The organism is Pseudomonas sp. RIT409, assembly GCF_003052515.2.
Taxonomy (GTDB): domain Bacteria; phylum Pseudomonadota; class Gammaproteobacteria; order Pseudomonadales; family Pseudomonadaceae; genus Aquipseudomonas.
This window is the reverse complement of sequence record NZ_QARE02000011.1, coordinates 1-16,191: the sequence shown is the minus strand read 5'-3', so window position 1 is coordinate 16,191 and position 16,191 is coordinate 1. Positions and strand designations below refer to the sequence as shown.

Below are 16,191 nucleotides of genomic sequence, written 5' to 3'. Positions count from 1 at the left end.
CTCAAACCCGGGAGGGGCCATAACCTCTGCGGGGCAGATCAGCAGGCGGGCATGCTCGTGCCCCTCGTCGGCTCCGCGGTGACCTCACCCGACCGTGCCGTTCTCCAACTCCCCTGCGATTACCACCTTCGCCTTGGGCAAGTAGCGATCCTGAATACGCTCGAGCAATAACGTGACTGCACTGCTTCCCGCCCGGGAGGCATCGTGGGCGATACATGCGATGGGGATGCCGAAAATATCCGCGAAGGGCAGGCGATCGATACCGCAGATGGGCAGGCTGTCGTGGGCGATGCCGCGGTCTCGCAATGCCCGCATTGCACCGAGTGTGATCAACTGGTTGAAGCCGAAGATCGCGTCCGGTGCGGTGTTGTCGCGCAGGTAGTCCAGTGTGCTCTGGTAAGAGGGTTCGAGGGTGTAATCCCCGACTCGAATGTCCAACTGCACCGCTTTGCCACTTTCGGCCAGCGCCGCTTTCACGCCTTTGAGGCGCTCTTCGGAAATCCGTGAGTGGGCCGGCCCCGTCAGCACCAGCAGTCGACGCATGTCTGGACTTTGCGCCAGCAGATAGCGGGCACCCTTGAGCCCGCTGTGATAGTTGTCGAGCACCACGTGACTGAAGGGGCTGCCGTGCAGCGCGCGGTCGAGTTGCACGACGGGCACGTCGCCGTTGCTCAAGCGATGAAGGTAATTGGGCTGGTATTCCGGTTCGTCCGAGACCGGCGACAACACGATGCCCGCCACGCGATAGCTGAGCAGGGTGTCGACTGCCTTGCGCTCCAACTCCTCGGAGCCATCGGTGTCCACCAGCATGATGGTGTAGCCGTGCTTCTTCGCCTCACGGGAGATGGCTTTGATCATTTCGCTGTAGAACGGGTTATCCACCGACGCGGTAATCACACCGATGATCAGACTTTCGCTGCGCTTCAGGCTGCGGGCGAAAGCGTTGGGCACATAGTCCAACTCCTGCGCCACTTCCAGAATCCGCGCCAGGGTTGCAGGCTTGACCAAGTCAGGTTTGTTGAGTGCACGAGACACTGTGACCGGCGTCATGTTGACTCGCCGTGCAATGTCGGAAATGGTGACGGGCGTCTTTTTACTCATGAATTCCGGGCGCCTTGAAACGAGACGTCATCGGCAGGGCCGCATGGACGCTTAAAGGGCTAAGGCTAGCACGATGACAGGTTGAACGGCTCAGTAGAACGCTGCAGATGTTAACGTTTTCATTGTCGGTTTTTCGGGCGCTCACATGCCTTGGTCCGCCGGGCTCGGTCACCGTTTCAGGCGCAGCAGGTCACCCTTCGCAGAACTTTCAGGGCGCCCGGTATCGAATTGACCAATACTGTGTGTCCTTTTTTGTCGTTCATGGAGGGTTCATGACCTCGCCCGATTCAACGTCCTCACGCGATTTCCTCATCGCGGCGGCTGCCCTGCTGATTGCCATGGTGGGCACGACGCTGCCCACCCCGCTTTACGCGATTTATCAACAGCGGCTGGGGTTTGATGCGAGTTGGCTGACCATCATCTTTTCGATCTACGCGGCAGGCGTGATCGCGGCCTTGTTGGCGGTCGGCAGTTGGTCGGATCAAGTGGGGCGGCGCCCCATGCTGCTCGCCGGGTTGTTCATGGGGGCGCTCAGTGCGGTGATTTTTCTACTGTCCGATTCGATCGGGGGCCTGCTGCTGGGGCGCCTGTTTTCCGGTTTTTCCGCTGGCATCATGACGGGGACCGCCACTGTCGCCGTGATCGAACTGGCGCCTAAAACCTGGAAGAACGCCACGCTGGTGGCCACTGCAGCGAACATGCTGGGCCTGGGCGTCGGCCCATTGTTGGCAGGGTTCACCTCCCAATATCTGCAAGACCCGCTGAATCTGATTTTCTACGTTCATCTCGCGCTGCTCGTGCTGGCCGCGCTAGGCGTTGCCGTGATCCGCGAGACGGTAAAGCGCCCACCACGGCTCAAGCTGGCCATACAGAAACCTTCGGTGCCCGCCTCGGTGCGTGGCGTGTTCATCTCGGCGTCGATTGCGGGGCTGGCCGGGTTCAGCGTAGCGGGATTGTTTACCAGCATGGTGCCCTCGGTGATGATGCATATCATGCAGGTTCGGGGCGGGGTCCTGATCGGTGCAGTGATCGGCTTGTTTTTCGTGGCGTCGATCCTCGGGCAGGCGTTGCTGCAATGGCTGCCCAAAGGCGTGCATATGACCCTGGGCTGCGCAGGGTTGATCGCAGGCATGGTCTGCCTGGGGTTGAGCATTGCTACGGCGCAGTTGCTGCTGTTGGTGGGAGCGGGGCTGCTGGCGGGCCTCGGGCAGGGCATGATCCTGCGCGCGGGCATGGGCGCGGTCACCGCCTGCAGCCCTGCGCATCAGAAGGCGGCCGTGACGTCGGCGTTTTTCGTGGTGTTGTATATCTCCATCTCGGTGCCCGTGGTGGCGGTCGGTTTCAGCGTCCGGTCATTCGGCTTGCCCCACGTTGGCGAGTTCTTTGCGACGCTGGTGGCACTGGTCGCATTGCTGGCGATGATCAGCATGAAGCGTGTGCAGTCTCGCCAAGCGGCACTGGCGGCGAGCGGGAGTTGAGCGATGGCAACGAAAGTCGGCCTGATTTCGGACACCCACGGCTTGCTTCGCCCCCAGGCGGTCGACGCATTGCGGGGCTGCGATCACCTGATTCATGGTGGTGACATCGGCAAGCCTGAGATCCTCGATGCGCTCAGGAACATCGCCCCGCTGACCGTGGTGCGCGGCAACAACGACACCGACGATGCCTGGGCGGCAAGCGTGCCCTTCGAGGCCACCGTGCGTGTCGGGTCGGTCGGGATCTACGTGACCCACATTTTGGCCGATGTTCCTGAGACATTGCCGCCCGACATTGGCGTGGTGGTCACGGGGCATTCCCACAAGCCGCTGCAAGCGTTACGGCACGGCGTGTTGTTCATCAACCCCGGCAGTGCCGGGCCGCGACGATTCAAACTGCCGATCACGGTGGGAATCCTGCACATCGATGGCCTCGCGGTGCGGGGCGAATTGGTCGAGCTGGATCTGACCTGAGGCGGCCTGCGCCGCCAGGGAGAGACCGCGCCAACGGCCTCAGCCGCCGACTCACTTCGCGATCGGGTCCAATCCGCTGGCCTTGATCGCGGGCGCCGCAGCAGACGAACTCAGAAATTCCAGAAATTGCCGGGCCTGTTCCGGGTGCTTGCTGCGGGCGACCACGCCGGCCGAATACAGCGTCATCTGCTGCGCCTGGTCGGGGATCAGGCCAATGATGTCGATACCTTCCACCGGTTTGAGTTCGCTCAATTGCTGAAAGCCGATTTCCGCATCACCCCGGGCAACCACTTCACCGACCGGCGTGGCCGGGATCATCCGGCTCTTGCCTTGAATGCGTTCGGCAATGTGCATCTGGTTGAACAGCACCCGTGACAGGTACACGCCGCTGGCGCTATCGGAATACGCGATGCTCTTGGCGTCGAGCAGGGTCTGCTTGAAAGCTTCCATGGTGCTGATGTCCGGATGCGGCGCGCCGTGCTTGACGGCCATCGCGATGTAGGATTTGCCCAGGTCGACGCGGGTTTTCGGATCGACCTGCCCGTCCTTGATCAGCTTGTCCAGCGCCGCCCCGACCATCAGCACCACATCGGCAGGTTCGTTACGGGCAAGGCGATTGGGGATGGCTTGCGGCGTGGCGCCCATGGACGGCGCGACTTCGCCCTGAAGTTTGACGCCCACGCGTTGTTCGTAATCCGGCGAGACCGCCTTGAACGCACCCATGATGCCACCGGAGCTGAGGACGATCAGTTGAACGGGCGCGACCGGGGTTGCGGCCTGCGTGAAGGCCGACGGGATGAAGGTGATGGCGGCGCTCAGAAGGTAGGGGAGAATTTTCTTCATGAAGATGACCTTGGCTTTTGAAAATGATGCTGACGAAATAAAAAAGGCGCCGGCAAGTATGTGGCAATTGTCGGAGGTGTAAATCCCTTTATGCACAATCGGCACGATCATGAGCACGAGGGCGTGGTGAGGTTTCCCTCGGTTTGCCTGCCGGGAAATACGACGGCTGGCCTGGGGCGCACCTCAAGAAAGCTACTGCAGGGCCGATGCTAAGGGCGATTCCCGTCACCTCTTCGGAAGCTCGTCGTTCATGTTCAATAAACGTCTAAAACAAGAGTTGGCTGCCCTGCGCGAAGAACTTTCTTCCGTAGAGCAGGTGAGGAGCAGTCTGGACAGCGAGATGCTGTGCATGCGCCTGGACGCGCAAGGTCGTATCGAGTCGGTCAACGGTAATTTCGAAAACGAAATGCATTATCGAAACGCCGACCTCGTCGGGCGCTCCATCGAGGAACTGGTTCCTGCGCATGTGATGAACCTGGATTTCCATCATCGGGTAAGAACGGCAATCAGCCGGGGAGAGCACCTCAGCGGCGCGCTGCGATTGATGCGAGGCAACGGCCAGGAAGCCTGGTTGCGCTCGATCGTTCAGCCCGTGCGTGACAGTGCCGGGGTGGTGAAGCATTTCACCGTCCACTCCAGTGACCTCACACGCACCATCGAAAACTCCCGCGAACATGAAAATCTGATCGAAGCCTTGCAGCGTTCTACCGCGGTGATCGAGTTCAATCTTGACGGCGAAGTGCTGACGGCCAACGAGCGTTTTCTCGGCTCCATGGGCTACTCGCTAGCGCAGATTCAAGGTCAGCACCACCGCATGTTCTGCGACGCGGTGGAGTCCAACTCGCCGGCGTATGAAGCGTTCTGGGACACGTTACGCCGTGGCGAGTTCGTGACCGGACGTTTCAAACGCGTCGACAGCCGCGGCCGTGAGGTCTGGCTCGAAGCGTCCTACAACCCGATCACCGATGCTCACGACCGGTTGTACAAGGTGGTGAAATTCGCCACCGTCATCACCGATCAGGTTAACCGCGAGATGGCAGTCGCGGATGCGGCGAGCATCGCCTTCAGTACCTCTCAGCAAACCGACGGCAGCGCGCAGAAAGGGGCCGCCGTGGTCAGTCAGACCGTCGACGCGCTGCGTGAGCTGGCCGGGCACATGGAGCAGGCCGCCGAACGCATTGCAGCGTTGGACAAACAGTCGCAGTTGATCGGTTCGATCATTCAAAGCATCAGCAGCATTGCCGATCAGACCAACCTGCTGGCACTCAACGCGGCCATCGAAGCAGCGCGCGCCGGCGAGCAAGGGCGCGGCTTTGCAGTGGTTGCCGATGAAGTCCGGCAGTTGGCCTCGCGCACCAGCAAAGCCACTGAAGAAATCGTGGGCGTGGTTCAACAGAACCAGCAACTGGCCGAACAGGCCGTCAACGTGATCATCAATGGCAAGCAACAGGCCCAGCAGGGACTGGAACTGGCCAGTGAGGCGGGCTCGGTGATCGTGGAGATCCAGGACGGCGCGCGAAAAGTGGTGAGCGCGGTGGGGCAATTTGCCAATCAGCTTTCGGGCTGAGGCCTGTGCGATGTGAAGGGGGAGCGGGCATCCAGTCCACCCTCTTCTTCGGTTCTAATCCGTGAAGGGTGACTGACCGGGCTGCTGCAAGAAGGTGAAGTTGCAAAAAAGCCGCGTCCGGGTAGCTCCCGGAACGCGGCTTTTGCGTATCAGACCTTGAAGTGGCTGACCAGCATCTGCAGTTGATTGCCCAGGCGGGCCAGCTCGACGCTGGACGCGGCGGTTTCCTCGCTGGCGGCGGCGGTCTGTTCGGACACGTCGCGAACGTTGACGATGCTGCGGCTGATTTCTTCAGCCACCGAGCTCTGCTGCTCGGCTGCGGCTGCGATCTGCTGGTTCATCGCCTGGATGTTCGACACCGTTCGGGTAATGCTTTCCAGCGACGTGCCCGCCTTGCGGGTCAGCGCGACGCTGCTGTCGGTCAGGTTACGGCTGCTGAGCATCATGTCCGACACCTGACGTGTGCCGTTCTGCAGCGCCGCAACCAGGCCTTCGATTTCTTCCGTCGATTGTTGGGTGCGTTGCGCCAGACCGCGCACTTCGTCGGCCACCACGGCAAATCCACGTCCGGCTTCGCCCGCTCGGGCTGCCTCGATGGCGGCGTTCAAAGCCAGCAGGTTGGTCTGCTCGGCCACGGCCTTGATCACGTCCATGACTTTGCCGATCTTGTCGCTTTCGTTTTCCAGCACGCTCATGGCGTCTGTCGAGCGAATCACTTCAGTGGCCAGTTTCTCGATCTGCGCGATCGCCTCGCCAACCACCTTGTCACCCGCGCGCGCTTCCGTGTCGGCGGCCGAGGCGGCGACAGAGGCCTGTTCGGCATTGCGCGCAACCTCGTGCACGGTGGCCGACATTTCGTGCATAGCGGTGGCCACCTGGTCGGTCTCGACTTTCTGGCTGTTCACGCCAGCGCTGGTCTGTTCGGTGACCGCTGACAGTTCTTCAGCAGCGCTGGCGATCTGCGTCACGCTGTCACGAATGCCGCCGATCAGGTCGCGCAGGGTCGCGCCCATTCGCTGAATGCCTTGCTGCAACACACCCAACTCGTCCTTGCGCGTCACAACCAGGTTCTGCGTCAGGTCCCCAGATGCAATTCGGTCGACCACCGCCAGGGTTTCTTGCAGGGGGCGGGTGATCTGGCGAGTAATGAGTACCGCCGCCAGCGCGCCGAAGATCAGCGCCAGCAGGGTGCCGCCAATCTGCAGCATACGTGCCTGGCGCGTATCCGACTCGCCCAGCGAGTTCTGAATATCGACCAATTGCTGGCTGAGCTTGACGATGTTCGTCTGCTCTTCCGTCATCTCGGCGCGGGCGGCATTGATGCTGTCCGTAGCGTCCTTGAAGCCTTGTACCGAGTTGCGGTAGCCGATCAGCGACGCTTCCAGTTGCTTGAGACGATCGGCCTGGGTGCCACTGAAGGTCGCCTTCAGCTGATCCAGCCCGCTGATGGCCGCTGCCAGTTGACGCTGAGCCGCTTCCTCGGTCTTGGCCGTGACATTACCGGTGTAGCCGCGCACTTCGTAGCGCACCAGCATAACGTCTTCCTTGGCCTTGATGATGGTCTGGTACTGCGCGAATCGTCGTTCGTCGCTCGGGTCGAGCTTCATCACGTCATCGGTGATTGCGGCGATCAGATCGGCCGCCTTCACCGCGTCCACACCCATGTCGGCACGGACCTTGGCGCTGAGCCTATAGCCGTCACGCATTTTGTTGAGTGAATTTTGATAGGCGCTGATCTGATCGCTCAGCGCCTTGATCACCGGCACGTTCAGCGGGTTGCTGAAGGTGGTGAGCAGGAATTGCTGCTGGGCTTTGTAGTTATCCAGCGCCGTCTGGACGCTTTGCGCGGCGGTTTCGTCGCCACTGCTGAGCATGTATTGCAGTCGGGTCACGCGAAGGTCGGTGAGTTTTTGACCCAGCTTGGTGATGTCAGCCACCCGCTCGCTGCGGTAGGTCATGTTGCCCAGGCTGTTCCAGCCGATGAGAGCCAGCAAGGCAGTGAAAACGAGAACGATGCCGAACCCAAGGGCCAGTTTCGTGTTGACGCTGATGTTTGCGAACCAGCTTTTCATGTCAATCTCCAGAATGTCCGTTTTTTCGAAGTCGTCAGCTGGAGAGTTATTGTTATCAGGGCCAGCGAAACAGTGAGTCTTACGAATGCATCGGCCAGTCTCGGAAAAACTGAAAGAAATGTCAGGACGCCTCTCGGGGCTTCTTGAAAGCATGGCTGAGGATCAGACGCCAGGGCGAAGAAGTGCATGGGGTGACGCGGATTGATGGGGGGAAAAATCAAGCCCGGCAAAGGCCGGGCTGGGAGGGGCTGGGGGCGGAAAGATCAGCTCAGGCGGTTGGCACCTACGCGATCCGCGCCGTCGGCAGCGATGCGACCCAGAGCGGTGCGATCGGAGCCGTTTTCAGCCACGCGATTGGCACCTACACGGTCCGCGCCGTCGGCAGCGATGCGACCCAGAGCGGTGCGATCGGAGCCGTTTTCAGCCACGCGATTGGCACCTACACGGTCCGCGCCATCGGCGGCCACGCGCTCGATGTGGGTATGGGATGAACCGTTTTCCGCTACGGCGCTGGTGCCGTGGACAGTGGGCAGTGCAAACGCGCCGGTTGCCAGTACAGAGAAGGCCAGGCCCAGGATCAGTTTTTGAGTGTTCATGTCGGTAGCTCCAGAAGTCGGTAGTGGGTGACTCGGTATGGAGGTGATGTTACGCCGCGCCGAATCATTAAGAAGTCAATACGAGTGGTAGCGATCATCGCCGCCATTGATAGTTGAGCGAAGCGCGTTCGTGGGGCTGGGTTGCCGGAGAAGCCGTCTGGATGCGGCGTTCACGAAGCCAATTTCCCGACGTTGCGTGGGCGATACATTTTTCGGTGACTGTAAAGTCATTGATCACGATCGATGGCGTCAACTTTTGCGCACCCGGGAACCGGCGGGATGAAATATTTCAACTGTTGAGGCACAGGGGAACCCAATACCGTGTACTGGCGCCAGCTTCGGCAGGGTGGCGATTTCATCAACCAGTACGGAAGTTGCGTTATGAAGCCTGTTCAGCGCTTTACCACCCTCGACAGTTTCAGAGGCATTTGCGCCTTGTTGGTTGTTTTTTTCCATTTGCATGTCGTTGACAGTTTCATCACGCTGCCATTCTTTCGTCGCGACGAAGTTCTGCTCAACTTCTTCTTCGTGCTCAGTGGCTTCGTTCTGGCGCATACCTACGGCATGAAGCCCAACCTCTCATTCAAAGCGTTTTTCATCTCCCGGGTCTTTCGCCTGTACCCGCTGCACCTGACGATGCTGGCGGTATTCATTCTGTTTGAAACGGTCCGTTGGACGGCCTACAAGAAGGGCTTTGATCTGAACAACGTGCCGTTTACCGGCCTGTTTGCCCCGCGCGAGATCCTGCCCAACCTGTTTCTCGTGCAGGCATGGACTTCGCTCACCGAAACCATGTCGTTCAATTACCCTTCCTGGACCATCAGCATCGAGTTTTACATTTATCTGCTGTTCGGCGCGCTGTGCCTGTTGTCGATGAAGAACCGCTTTCTGATGTTCGCTGCCATTTCGCTGGTCGCCTTCATGCTGATCTTTTCGGAAAACGAGCCACTGGTGGAGCGGGCAATGCTCGGCCTGTCCTGCTTCTTCGCCGGTAATATCACCTATCTGGTCTACCTGATGATCCGCGATAAGTGGACGTTCAAGCCGTGGCTGGTCACGGTGCTCGAATGCGCCATGATGTATGCCACTTGGTGGATCGTGATGAACGACTTCAACTTTCGCTCGCCGGTCGGCAGCCTGACGTTCTGTGCGCTGGTGCTTTTGTTCGCCTTCGAGGGTGGCCTGGTGTCGACGCTGCTCAAGACTGGCCCGTTCGTTTTGCTGGGCAAGTTGTCTTACTCGATCTACATGACCCATGCCGCGCTGCTGTTCTCACTGTCGACGATTTTCATCGTCGCGCAGAAGGTCACAGGGCTCGCTCTGGCGCCGATGATCGGTGGTCAGCGGTTCATGGACACGGGATCGGTGTGGGCGAACAACCTCTTCGTCATCGCCGTGGCAGGCGCCTGCGTGATCCTCGCCGCGTTTGCCCATAAATACATCGAGATGAAAGGCTACGAACTGGGCAAACGGGTGTTGGGCGGGGCGGGCAAGGCCAGGCCCGCTGCCGACAAGCCGGAGGCGGTGCAGCCGCTGAAGCCGCAGGTCGATCGAGTGGCGTGAGCGTGGGCGCGGCGGTGCTCGAGTCAGGAACTGCCGCGCAGGTGCGCTACCAGCCCCAACCCGGCGGCACGCCCACTGGCGAAACAGGCGGTCAGCAAGTAGCCACCCGTGGGCGCTTCCCAGTCGAGCATCTCACCTGCGCAGAAAACGCCGGGCAGCGACTTGAACATGAGGTTATCGTCCAGCGCCTCGAAAGGAACACCACCTGCGGTGCTGATCGCTTCTTCCAGCGGGCGAGGCCGAACCAGCGTCAGCGGCAGCCCCTTGATGGCCTGCGCCAACTGGCGGGTGTCGTTGAAGGTTTCTGCAGAGGCCAGTTCCCGCAGCAGGGCGGCCTTGACCCCATCGATGCCGACCTGACTGTGCAGGTGCTTGGCCATCGAGCGAGAGCCGCGGGGTCTGGCGAGTGCCTTCTCCACATCCACCCGTCGTCTGCCGGGCAGCAGATCGATTTCCACCGTCGCCGCACCCTGATCAACGATCTGTTGGCGAATCTGCGCCGAAAGGGCGTAGATCAGGCTGCCCTCGATTCCGGACTGCGTGATCACACATTCGCCCAAGCGCAACGATTGCCCCTGCAAGCCGATGGCGACGTTCTTCAATGGTGCGCCAGCGAACTTGCTCTGCAGCACCTCACTCCAAGCGGCCACCTCGAAGCCACAATTGGATGCCTGAAGGGGGGCGATGCTGACGCCGCGCTCCTCCAGCAGCCGAAGCCACGCGCCGTCTGACCCCAGACGTGGCCAACTGGCACCGCCCAATGCAAGCAGGGTGGCGGCTGGAGCAACGGCCAATTCGCCCTCGGGGCTGGCGATGCGCAGACTGCCGTCGGCATTCCAGCCCAGCCAGCGATGGCGAGTGTGAATCGCCACCCCGTGCTCTCGTAGGCGTTTGAGCCAGGCACGCAGCAGTGGCGCGGCTTTCATGTCGGTGGGGAACACGCGGCCCGAACTGCCGACGAAGGTCTGAATGCCCAGCCCGTGAATCCAGTCGCGCAGCGCAGGGGCATCAAAACCGCGCAGCAAGGGAGCGATCGTCGCGGCGCGTTCGGCGTAGCGGGAAATAAACGCGGGGTAGGCTTCCGAATGGGTGATGTTCATGCCGCCGACGCCCGCCAGCAGAAACTTGCGCCCAACGGAGGGCATGCCGTCGTAGAGGTCGACAGGATAACCTGCCCGGCTGACCACCTCAGCGGCCATCAACCCTGCGGGGCCTCCCCCGATAATGGCGACGGATGGGAGGGAAGTGAGGGTGGCTGATGTCATGAGCGAGGTGCGAATCGAGAAGTGGGCCGCGCATTCTACCCGAGCGCTGTGATGAACGAGCGCCCTGTGGAAAACTATTGAGCAAAAAATGTACAGCGGGCTGCCGCGCCCGTGTTTACAGGAGCCTCTATGCTTGCGCTCAGCTTATCCACAGGCCGCTCCACAGCCGATGTGGGTAAGTCTTTGACTCGCCAGGCCTCCGTCCGTCCAAGGCGAGCTTACAACCCTTCCGACATCCAGACCTTATTGGCGCTGTGGTGCAAAATCCCGTGCCGCCGGGCCAGGGCCTCTCGGTCCTTGCTGTAGCCGCCGCCAATCACGCCCATTACCGGAATGTCCCGCCCAAGGCAGTGACGCATGACCGCTTCATCCCGTTGCGCAACACCATCATCCGTGAGCTTCAGGTACCCCAGCGCATCATCCTTATGCACATCCACCCCGGCGTCATAGAGCACTAGGTCGGGACGGTAGAGCGGCAAGAGGTAATTGAGCGTGTCGTCGACTACTTTCAGGTAATCGCCGTCCCCCATGCCCATTGGCAGGGGAATGTCCCAGTCGCTACGGGCCTTGCGCGCGGGGAAGTTTTTCTCGCAATGCAGGGAAACGGTGATGGCGTCGTCGGTGTGTTCGAGAATCCGCGCGGTGCCGTCGCCCTGATGCACATCGCAGTCAAAGATCAAGACGCGGTCCACGCGGCCGCTCTGCAGCAAGTAGTGGCTGATGATGGCCAAGTCGTTGAAGATGCAAAAACCGGCGGGGTAATCGTAATGCGCATGGTGGGTTCCGCCGGCCAGGTGGCAGGCCAGCCCATGCTGCAGCGCCTTCTCGGCCGTGAGCAACGAACCGCCGACGGCGCGTACGGTACGGCGAGCCAGGTCTTCACTCCAAGGCAGCCCCAAACGACGCTGATCCTCGCGGGAAAGATCGCCATCCATGTACCGACGGATGTAGGACGGATCATGAGCCAACGCGAGAATATCGTCAGGGCAGACCTGTGGGCGGAATAGTTGAGCATCCGTGGTCAAGCCGCTGTCGATAAGGTGGTCGTGAAGCAGACGGAACTTGTCCATCGGGAAACGGTGGTCGGGCGGAAACGCCGGGCTGTAATCTTCGTGGTAGATAAGCGGCAGAGGCATGGCGGCTACGTGTCGAATGCGAAAGGGGATCTTGCCAGTTATGGCCGTCAGCGCACAGCCGAATGGCAAGCCGGTTGCTGATTCATCGGTGAGGGATTTGAGCAGTGAATCAGGGGAGATGTTCGATGGAGCCGATACTGGAGCTCAACAGCCCGCGCTTGTTGATGCGTCAATGGCGCGATGACGATTTGCCAGCCTTCGCGCACCTGTGCGCCGATCCTCAGGTCATGCGTTATTTCCCGCAGCCGTTGACGCGCCTAGAAAGCGCAAAGATGATTGGCCGCATTCGCGGTCATTTTGCGGAGTACGGCTTCGGGCTCTGGGCGCTCGAGCGCAGGGACACAGGTGAATTCATCGGTTTCACCGGACTGAATGTGGTCGGGTTCGACGCGCCGTTCACCCCCGCGGTTGAAATCGGCTGGCGGCTGGCACGAGAACACTGGGGGTTGGGTTACGCCAGTGAAGCGGCCTGGACCGTGCTGGGCTGTGGGTTCGAACACGTCGAGCTGGACGAGATCGTTTCATTCACCTCTGTCAGCAACCTGCCTTCGCAAAAGGTGATGCAGGCCATCGGCATGCACAACCGCCCCGACGACGATTTCGACCACCCCAACCTACCCGAAGGCCACCCGCTGCGTGCGCATGTGCTGTATCGCATCAATCGTCAGCAATGGCTCGCAACCTTGTAAGAGGCGCGAATCGCGCGGTAAACATCTGTATCATCTCGCGCGATTGCCACATCCGGCGCGCAACGGTGCCCGTGGCTGGATCTGCTTGTGATGACTGTGTGCGAGGAACCCCCAATGAGCCATGTGCTGGATGATCTGGTGTCGCTGTTGAGCCTGGAGCCCATCGAAGAAAACCTCTTCCGTGGACGTAGCCAGGATCTGGGCTTTCGTCAGCTGTTTGGCGGGCAGGTGCTGGGTCAGTCGCTGTCGGCGGCGAGCCAGACCGTTGAAGACGAGCGCCATGTCCATTCGTTGCATGGTTACTTTCTACGCCCCGGCGATGCGCATCTGCCGGTGGTGTACCAGGTCGACCGCGTGCGCGATGGCGGCAGTTTCAGCACGCGCCGTGTGACAGCCATTCAAAAGGGCAACCCCATCTTCACCTGCAGCGCCTCGTTTCAATACGACGAGCAAGGCTTCGAGCACCAGAGCCAGATGCCGCAAGTGGTCGGGCCGGAGAACCTGGCTTCCGAACTGGAGTTGATGCGCCAGCGCGAGCACCTGATTCCCGAGCACCTGAAAGACAAATTACTGTGCCCGAAACCGATCGAATTCCGGCCGGTCACCCAATCGGACCCCTATAACCCGAAGCCGACCGATCCGGTGAAGTACGTGTGGTTCCGCGCCGATGGCACGCTGCCGGATATTCCGGCGCTGCATAAATACATGCTCGCCTACGCGTCGGATTTCAACCTGCTGACCACGTCGCTGTTGCCCCACGGCAAGACTGTCTGGCAGAAGGACATGCAGATCGCCAGCCTCGATCACTCGTTGTGGTTCCATGGCGAGCTGCGCGCGGATGATTGGCTGCTCTATGCCATGGACAGCCCCTGGGCCGGCAATTCTCGGGGCTTTTCCCGGGGCAGTGTTTACAACCGTGCGGGCAACCTCGTCGCATCGGTCAGCCAGGAAGGCCTCATTCGCCATCGCAAGGATTGGTCATGAGCCTCGCGCAACTGCGCCATTGGGTGTTCGACATGGACGGCACCCTGACGATTGCCGTGCATGACTTCCCGGCAATCAAGCGGGCGCTGGGCATCCCGCAGGAAGACGACATTCTCAGCCACCTTGCCGCACTGCCCTCTGAGGAGGCCGCAGCCAAGCACGCCTGGTTGCTCGAACACGAACGTGAACTGGCCATCGCCTCCAAACCTGCGCCAGGCGCTGTCGAGCTGGTGCGTGAACTGGCGCAGCGGGGCTGTCGCCTGGGCGTACTGACCCGCAATGCCCGCGAATTGGCGCATGTGACCCTGGAGGCCATCGGCATCGCGGACTGTTTTCAGGTGGATGATGTGCTCGGGCGCGATGAAGCTGCACCCAAGCCTGATCCGGATGGGCTGTTGAAGCTGGCGCGGGCTTGGGACGTCGCGCCTTCGCAGATGGTCATGGTGGGGGACTATCAGTTCGACCTGCGCTGTGGCAAAGCGGCGGGAACGCATACGGTCCTGGTCAACCTGCCGGATAACCCTTGGCCGGAACTGACGGACTGGCACGCGCAGGATTGCGGCGCAGTGCGTGAATGGCTGCGTTAACGTTTTGATCGCGCCGCACACCTCGCCCCGTGGGCGTGAGCAGGCTCATTCCACAGGGCGGGGTGTCGCGAGCGACGCCGGTCAGTTCCCTTTGAACAACGCCGCCTGCCCCTCTGGCGAGGTGAACATTGCGCTGCCGTTGTGACCCACCCCTTTGACTTCGATCAACCGCTGGTTAATGCCTTCCGGATGACGCCGGGTGAGGTAGTCGAAATAATTGTGCCCGCGTGCCAGACGAAACGGCCCCTGGGCTTCCGCGCCGCAATCCTTGTCCAACGCGGGGTGGTTGGGATCGGTGTCCTGATCGCCCAGCAGGTAAGTGACATCACGCTTCACGTACGCCGCTTCCAGCTCGGCTGGAGTGTCCTTACCCGCATACGGCGGCAGTTTGTTCATGCCGTATTTCCAGGTATCAAACGCCGGGCAGGTGGCCGCATTGACCGGCAGGGGGCGGGTGGCATCGAAATAGGCATACGAAGACGGGTTGGCGATCACGTAACGCAATTTGATCCCTTCCTTCTTCAAAAGCGCGTCTTCCTTGCCGCCGATCACAGCGTAACGCTGCACCACTTGGGCACCGCCGGAGTGGCCGGCAATCACGATTTCTTTCAGGTTCGGAAACAGCTTGCTGTCGCTCAGGCGCTTGAGGATGTGGTCGATGACCACGAATGAGCTGACCGGTTTGGCTCCCAGCGATTTTTCGCCTGCCATCCAGTCGTTGCCGTGCCAGCGCAGGATGCTGTCGGGCAGGCGATGGGCGGTGATGTCTTTCTCGTCCAGAAATTGCGGTGCGATCAGCAAGGTTTTCGAGCGTTGCCGCGATTGATTGGCGGCACGCTCGACACTGCGCAGGTAAGTCTGGGCGTTACGCAGGCGACCGTGAAACACGATCACCACACGCTGGATGTTGGGGCTGGGATGGACCCAGTTCTGGCTCAGGCCCAGCGTCGCCTGGGAGGTTCCGTTTATCAGCAGCCGGTCGGGGCTGATGGATTTGACCGCCTGATCCGCAGCATGAGCAGTGACGCTCATCAGGGTGCCCAACAACAGGATCGAAAGCGGTTTCATCATAGGATTCAGAGGCTCTTGGCGGCGAACGTGTCGCATTGGTTGATTTGTCCCTGGGCGAAACCTGTCTTGAACCAGCGGACGCGCTGGGCAGACGTCCCATGGGTGAACGAGTCGGGCACTACCCGCCCTTGGCTTTGTTGTTGCAAACGGTCGTCGCCAATGGCGTTGGCCGCATTCAAAGCCTCTTCAATATCACCGGGCTCAAGCCAGTTCAAACGCTTTTGAGCGTTGTAGGCCCAAACACCGGCCAGGCAGTCCGCCTGTAGTTCCTGGCGCACCAGCAGACCGTTATCACCTTCCATGCGGGCGCCGCGCTGACGGGCGGCGTCAACTTTAGCTGAAACCCCAAGCAAGGTCTGCACATGATGGCCAACTTCATGTGCGATCACATACGCCTGGGCGAAATCTCCGGCGGCTTTGAAGCGCTGGGCCATTTCGCGGAAGAAATCCATGTCCAAGTAGACCTGCTGATCCGCCGGGCAATAGAAAGGCCCGCTGGCCGATGAAGCAAAGCCACAGGCCGATTGCACCTGGCCTCGGAAGAGGATCAGCGTCGGATCCTTGTACTGACGGCCGCCTTGCTGGAAGACCTGACGCCAGGTGTCCTCGGTGTCACCCAGTATCGCCCGCACGAAATCAGCCTGTTCGTCGTTGGCCGGCGGCGCCTGACGGGTTTGCGGATCGACCGCGCTGGTCTGTTGCGTGCCCATCTGGCCCGCGATCTGCCCAAGGATCTGCATCGGGTCCTGGCCGGTGAGCAGGCGATTT

The 16,191-nt window shown here is 60.7% G+C and carries 16 protein-coding genes; 7 read left to right on the top strand and 9 right to left on the bottom strand.

Going from position 1 to position 16,191, the window contains the following annotated elements:
* Positions 1-84: 84 nt before the first annotated feature.
* On the bottom strand, positions 85-1,101 hold the full coding sequence (locus DBP26_RS15035; protein WP_108237970.1) for a LacI family DNA-binding transcriptional regulator: 1,017 nt from the start codon (positions 1,099-1,101) through the stop codon (positions 85-87).
* Positions 1,102-1,373: 272 nt separating this feature from the next.
* On the opposite strand from DBP26_RS15035, the gene DBP26_RS15030 reads away from it, so the two are divergent.
* Both DBP26_RS15030 and DBP26_RS15025 read left to right on the top strand, forming a co-directional pair.
* The gene (locus DBP26_RS15030) at positions 1,374-2,579 is read left to right on the top strand and encodes an MFS transporter (protein ID WP_108237971.1); all 1,206 of its coding nucleotides are present in this window, start codon (positions 1,374-1,376) and stop codon (positions 2,577-2,579) included.
* Positions 2,580-2,582: 3 nt separating this feature from the next.
* Positions 2,583-3,050, top strand: a complete 468-nt coding sequence (locus tag DBP26_RS15025; RefSeq protein WP_108237972.1) for a metallophosphoesterase family protein — start codon at positions 2,583-2,585, stop codon at positions 3,048-3,050.
* A 51-nt stretch (positions 3,051-3,101) separates the two neighbouring features.
* On the opposite strand, the gene DBP26_RS15020 is transcribed toward DBP26_RS15025, so the two are convergent.
* The gene (locus DBP26_RS15020; protein WP_108237983.1) at positions 3,102-3,893 is read right to left on the bottom strand and encodes a substrate-binding domain-containing protein; all 792 of its coding nucleotides are present in this window, start codon (positions 3,891-3,893) and stop codon (positions 3,102-3,104) included.
* A gap of 250 nt (positions 3,894-4,143) precedes the next feature.
* Between DBP26_RS15020 and DBP26_RS15015 the strand changes: the two genes are divergently transcribed.
* Complete coding sequence (locus tag DBP26_RS15015; protein ID WP_108237973.1) at positions 4,144-5,460, top strand: PAS domain-containing methyl-accepting chemotaxis protein; 1,317 nt, start codon at positions 4,144-4,146, stop codon at positions 5,458-5,460.
* A gap of 149 nt (positions 5,461-5,609) precedes the next feature.
* Here DBP26_RS15015 and DBP26_RS15010 read toward each other — a convergent pair whose 3' ends face one another.
* From DBP26_RS15010 to DBP26_RS27325, 3 genes are all read right to left on the bottom strand, one after another.
* On the bottom strand, positions 5,610-7,532 hold the full coding sequence (locus DBP26_RS15010; RefSeq protein WP_108237974.1) for a methyl-accepting chemotaxis protein: 1,923 nt from the start codon (positions 7,530-7,532) through the stop codon (positions 5,610-5,612).
* A gap of 263 nt (positions 7,533-7,795) precedes the next feature.
* A complete protein-coding gene (locus DBP26_RS15005; protein ID WP_108576122.1) occupies positions 7,796-8,128 on the bottom strand; it encodes a hypothetical protein in 333 nt (110 codons plus the stop codon).
* 249 nt (positions 8,129-8,377) lie between these two features.
* Positions 8,378-8,683 (bottom strand): hypothetical protein, encoded by a 306-nt coding sequence (locus tag DBP26_RS27325; protein WP_256601418.1) that lies wholly within the window; start codon positions 8,681-8,683, stop codon positions 8,378-8,380.
* Here DBP26_RS27325 and DBP26_RS15000 point away from each other — a divergent pair.
* Positions 8,564-9,691 carry an acyltransferase gene (locus tag DBP26_RS15000; protein ID WP_256604727.1) on the top strand — a complete coding sequence of 376 codons (1,128 nt, stop codon included), beginning with the start codon at positions 8,564-8,566 and terminating at the stop codon, positions 9,689-9,691. The genes DBP26_RS27325 and DBP26_RS15000 overlap by 120 nt on opposite strands.
* A gap of 23 nt (positions 9,692-9,714) precedes the next feature.
* On the opposite strand, the gene DBP26_RS14995 is transcribed toward DBP26_RS15000, so the two are convergent.
* Together DBP26_RS14995 and DBP26_RS14990 are read right to left on the bottom strand one after the other, a co-directional pair.
* Entirely contained in the window at positions 9,715-10,956 is a 1,242-nt protein-coding gene (locus DBP26_RS14995) for a TIGR03862 family flavoprotein (protein ID WP_108240643.1), read from the bottom strand.
* Between the two features lie 218 nt (positions 10,957-11,174).
* On the bottom strand, positions 11,175-12,092 hold the full coding sequence (locus DBP26_RS14990) for a histone deacetylase (protein WP_108240644.1): 918 nt from the start codon (positions 12,090-12,092) through the stop codon (positions 11,175-11,177).
* A gap of 125 nt (positions 12,093-12,217) precedes the next feature.
* Between DBP26_RS14990 and DBP26_RS14985 the strand changes: the two genes are divergently transcribed.
* From DBP26_RS14985 to DBP26_RS14975, 3 genes are all read left to right on the top strand, one after another.
* Positions 12,218-12,781, top strand: a complete 564-nt coding sequence (locus DBP26_RS14985; RefSeq protein ID WP_108240645.1) for a GNAT family N-acetyltransferase — start codon at positions 12,218-12,220, stop codon at positions 12,779-12,781.
* Between the two features lie 114 nt (positions 12,782-12,895).
* Positions 12,896-13,765: an acyl-CoA thioesterase II gene (gene tesB, locus DBP26_RS14980; protein WP_108240646.1), complete on the top strand. Its 870-nt coding sequence runs from the start codon at positions 12,896-12,898 to the stop codon at positions 13,763-13,765.
* Complete coding sequence (locus tag DBP26_RS14975; RefSeq protein WP_108240647.1) at positions 13,762-14,352, top strand: HAD family hydrolase; 591 nt, start codon at positions 13,762-13,764, stop codon at positions 14,350-14,352. Before tesB ends, DBP26_RS14975 begins: the two co-directional genes overlap by 4 nt.
* A gap of 81 nt (positions 14,353-14,433) precedes the next feature.
* On the opposite strand, the gene DBP26_RS14970 is transcribed toward DBP26_RS14975, so the two are convergent.
* Together DBP26_RS14970 and DBP26_RS14965 are read right to left on the bottom strand one after the other, a co-directional pair.
* On the bottom strand, positions 14,434-15,423 hold the full coding sequence (locus tag DBP26_RS14970) for a hypothetical protein (protein ID WP_108240648.1): 990 nt from the start codon (positions 15,421-15,423) through the stop codon (positions 14,434-14,436).
* 5 nt (positions 15,424-15,428) lie between these two features.
* Positions 15,429-16,191 (bottom strand): neutral zinc metallopeptidase (locus DBP26_RS14965; protein WP_112235848.1); only part of this gene is annotated, 763 nt, incomplete at its 5' end.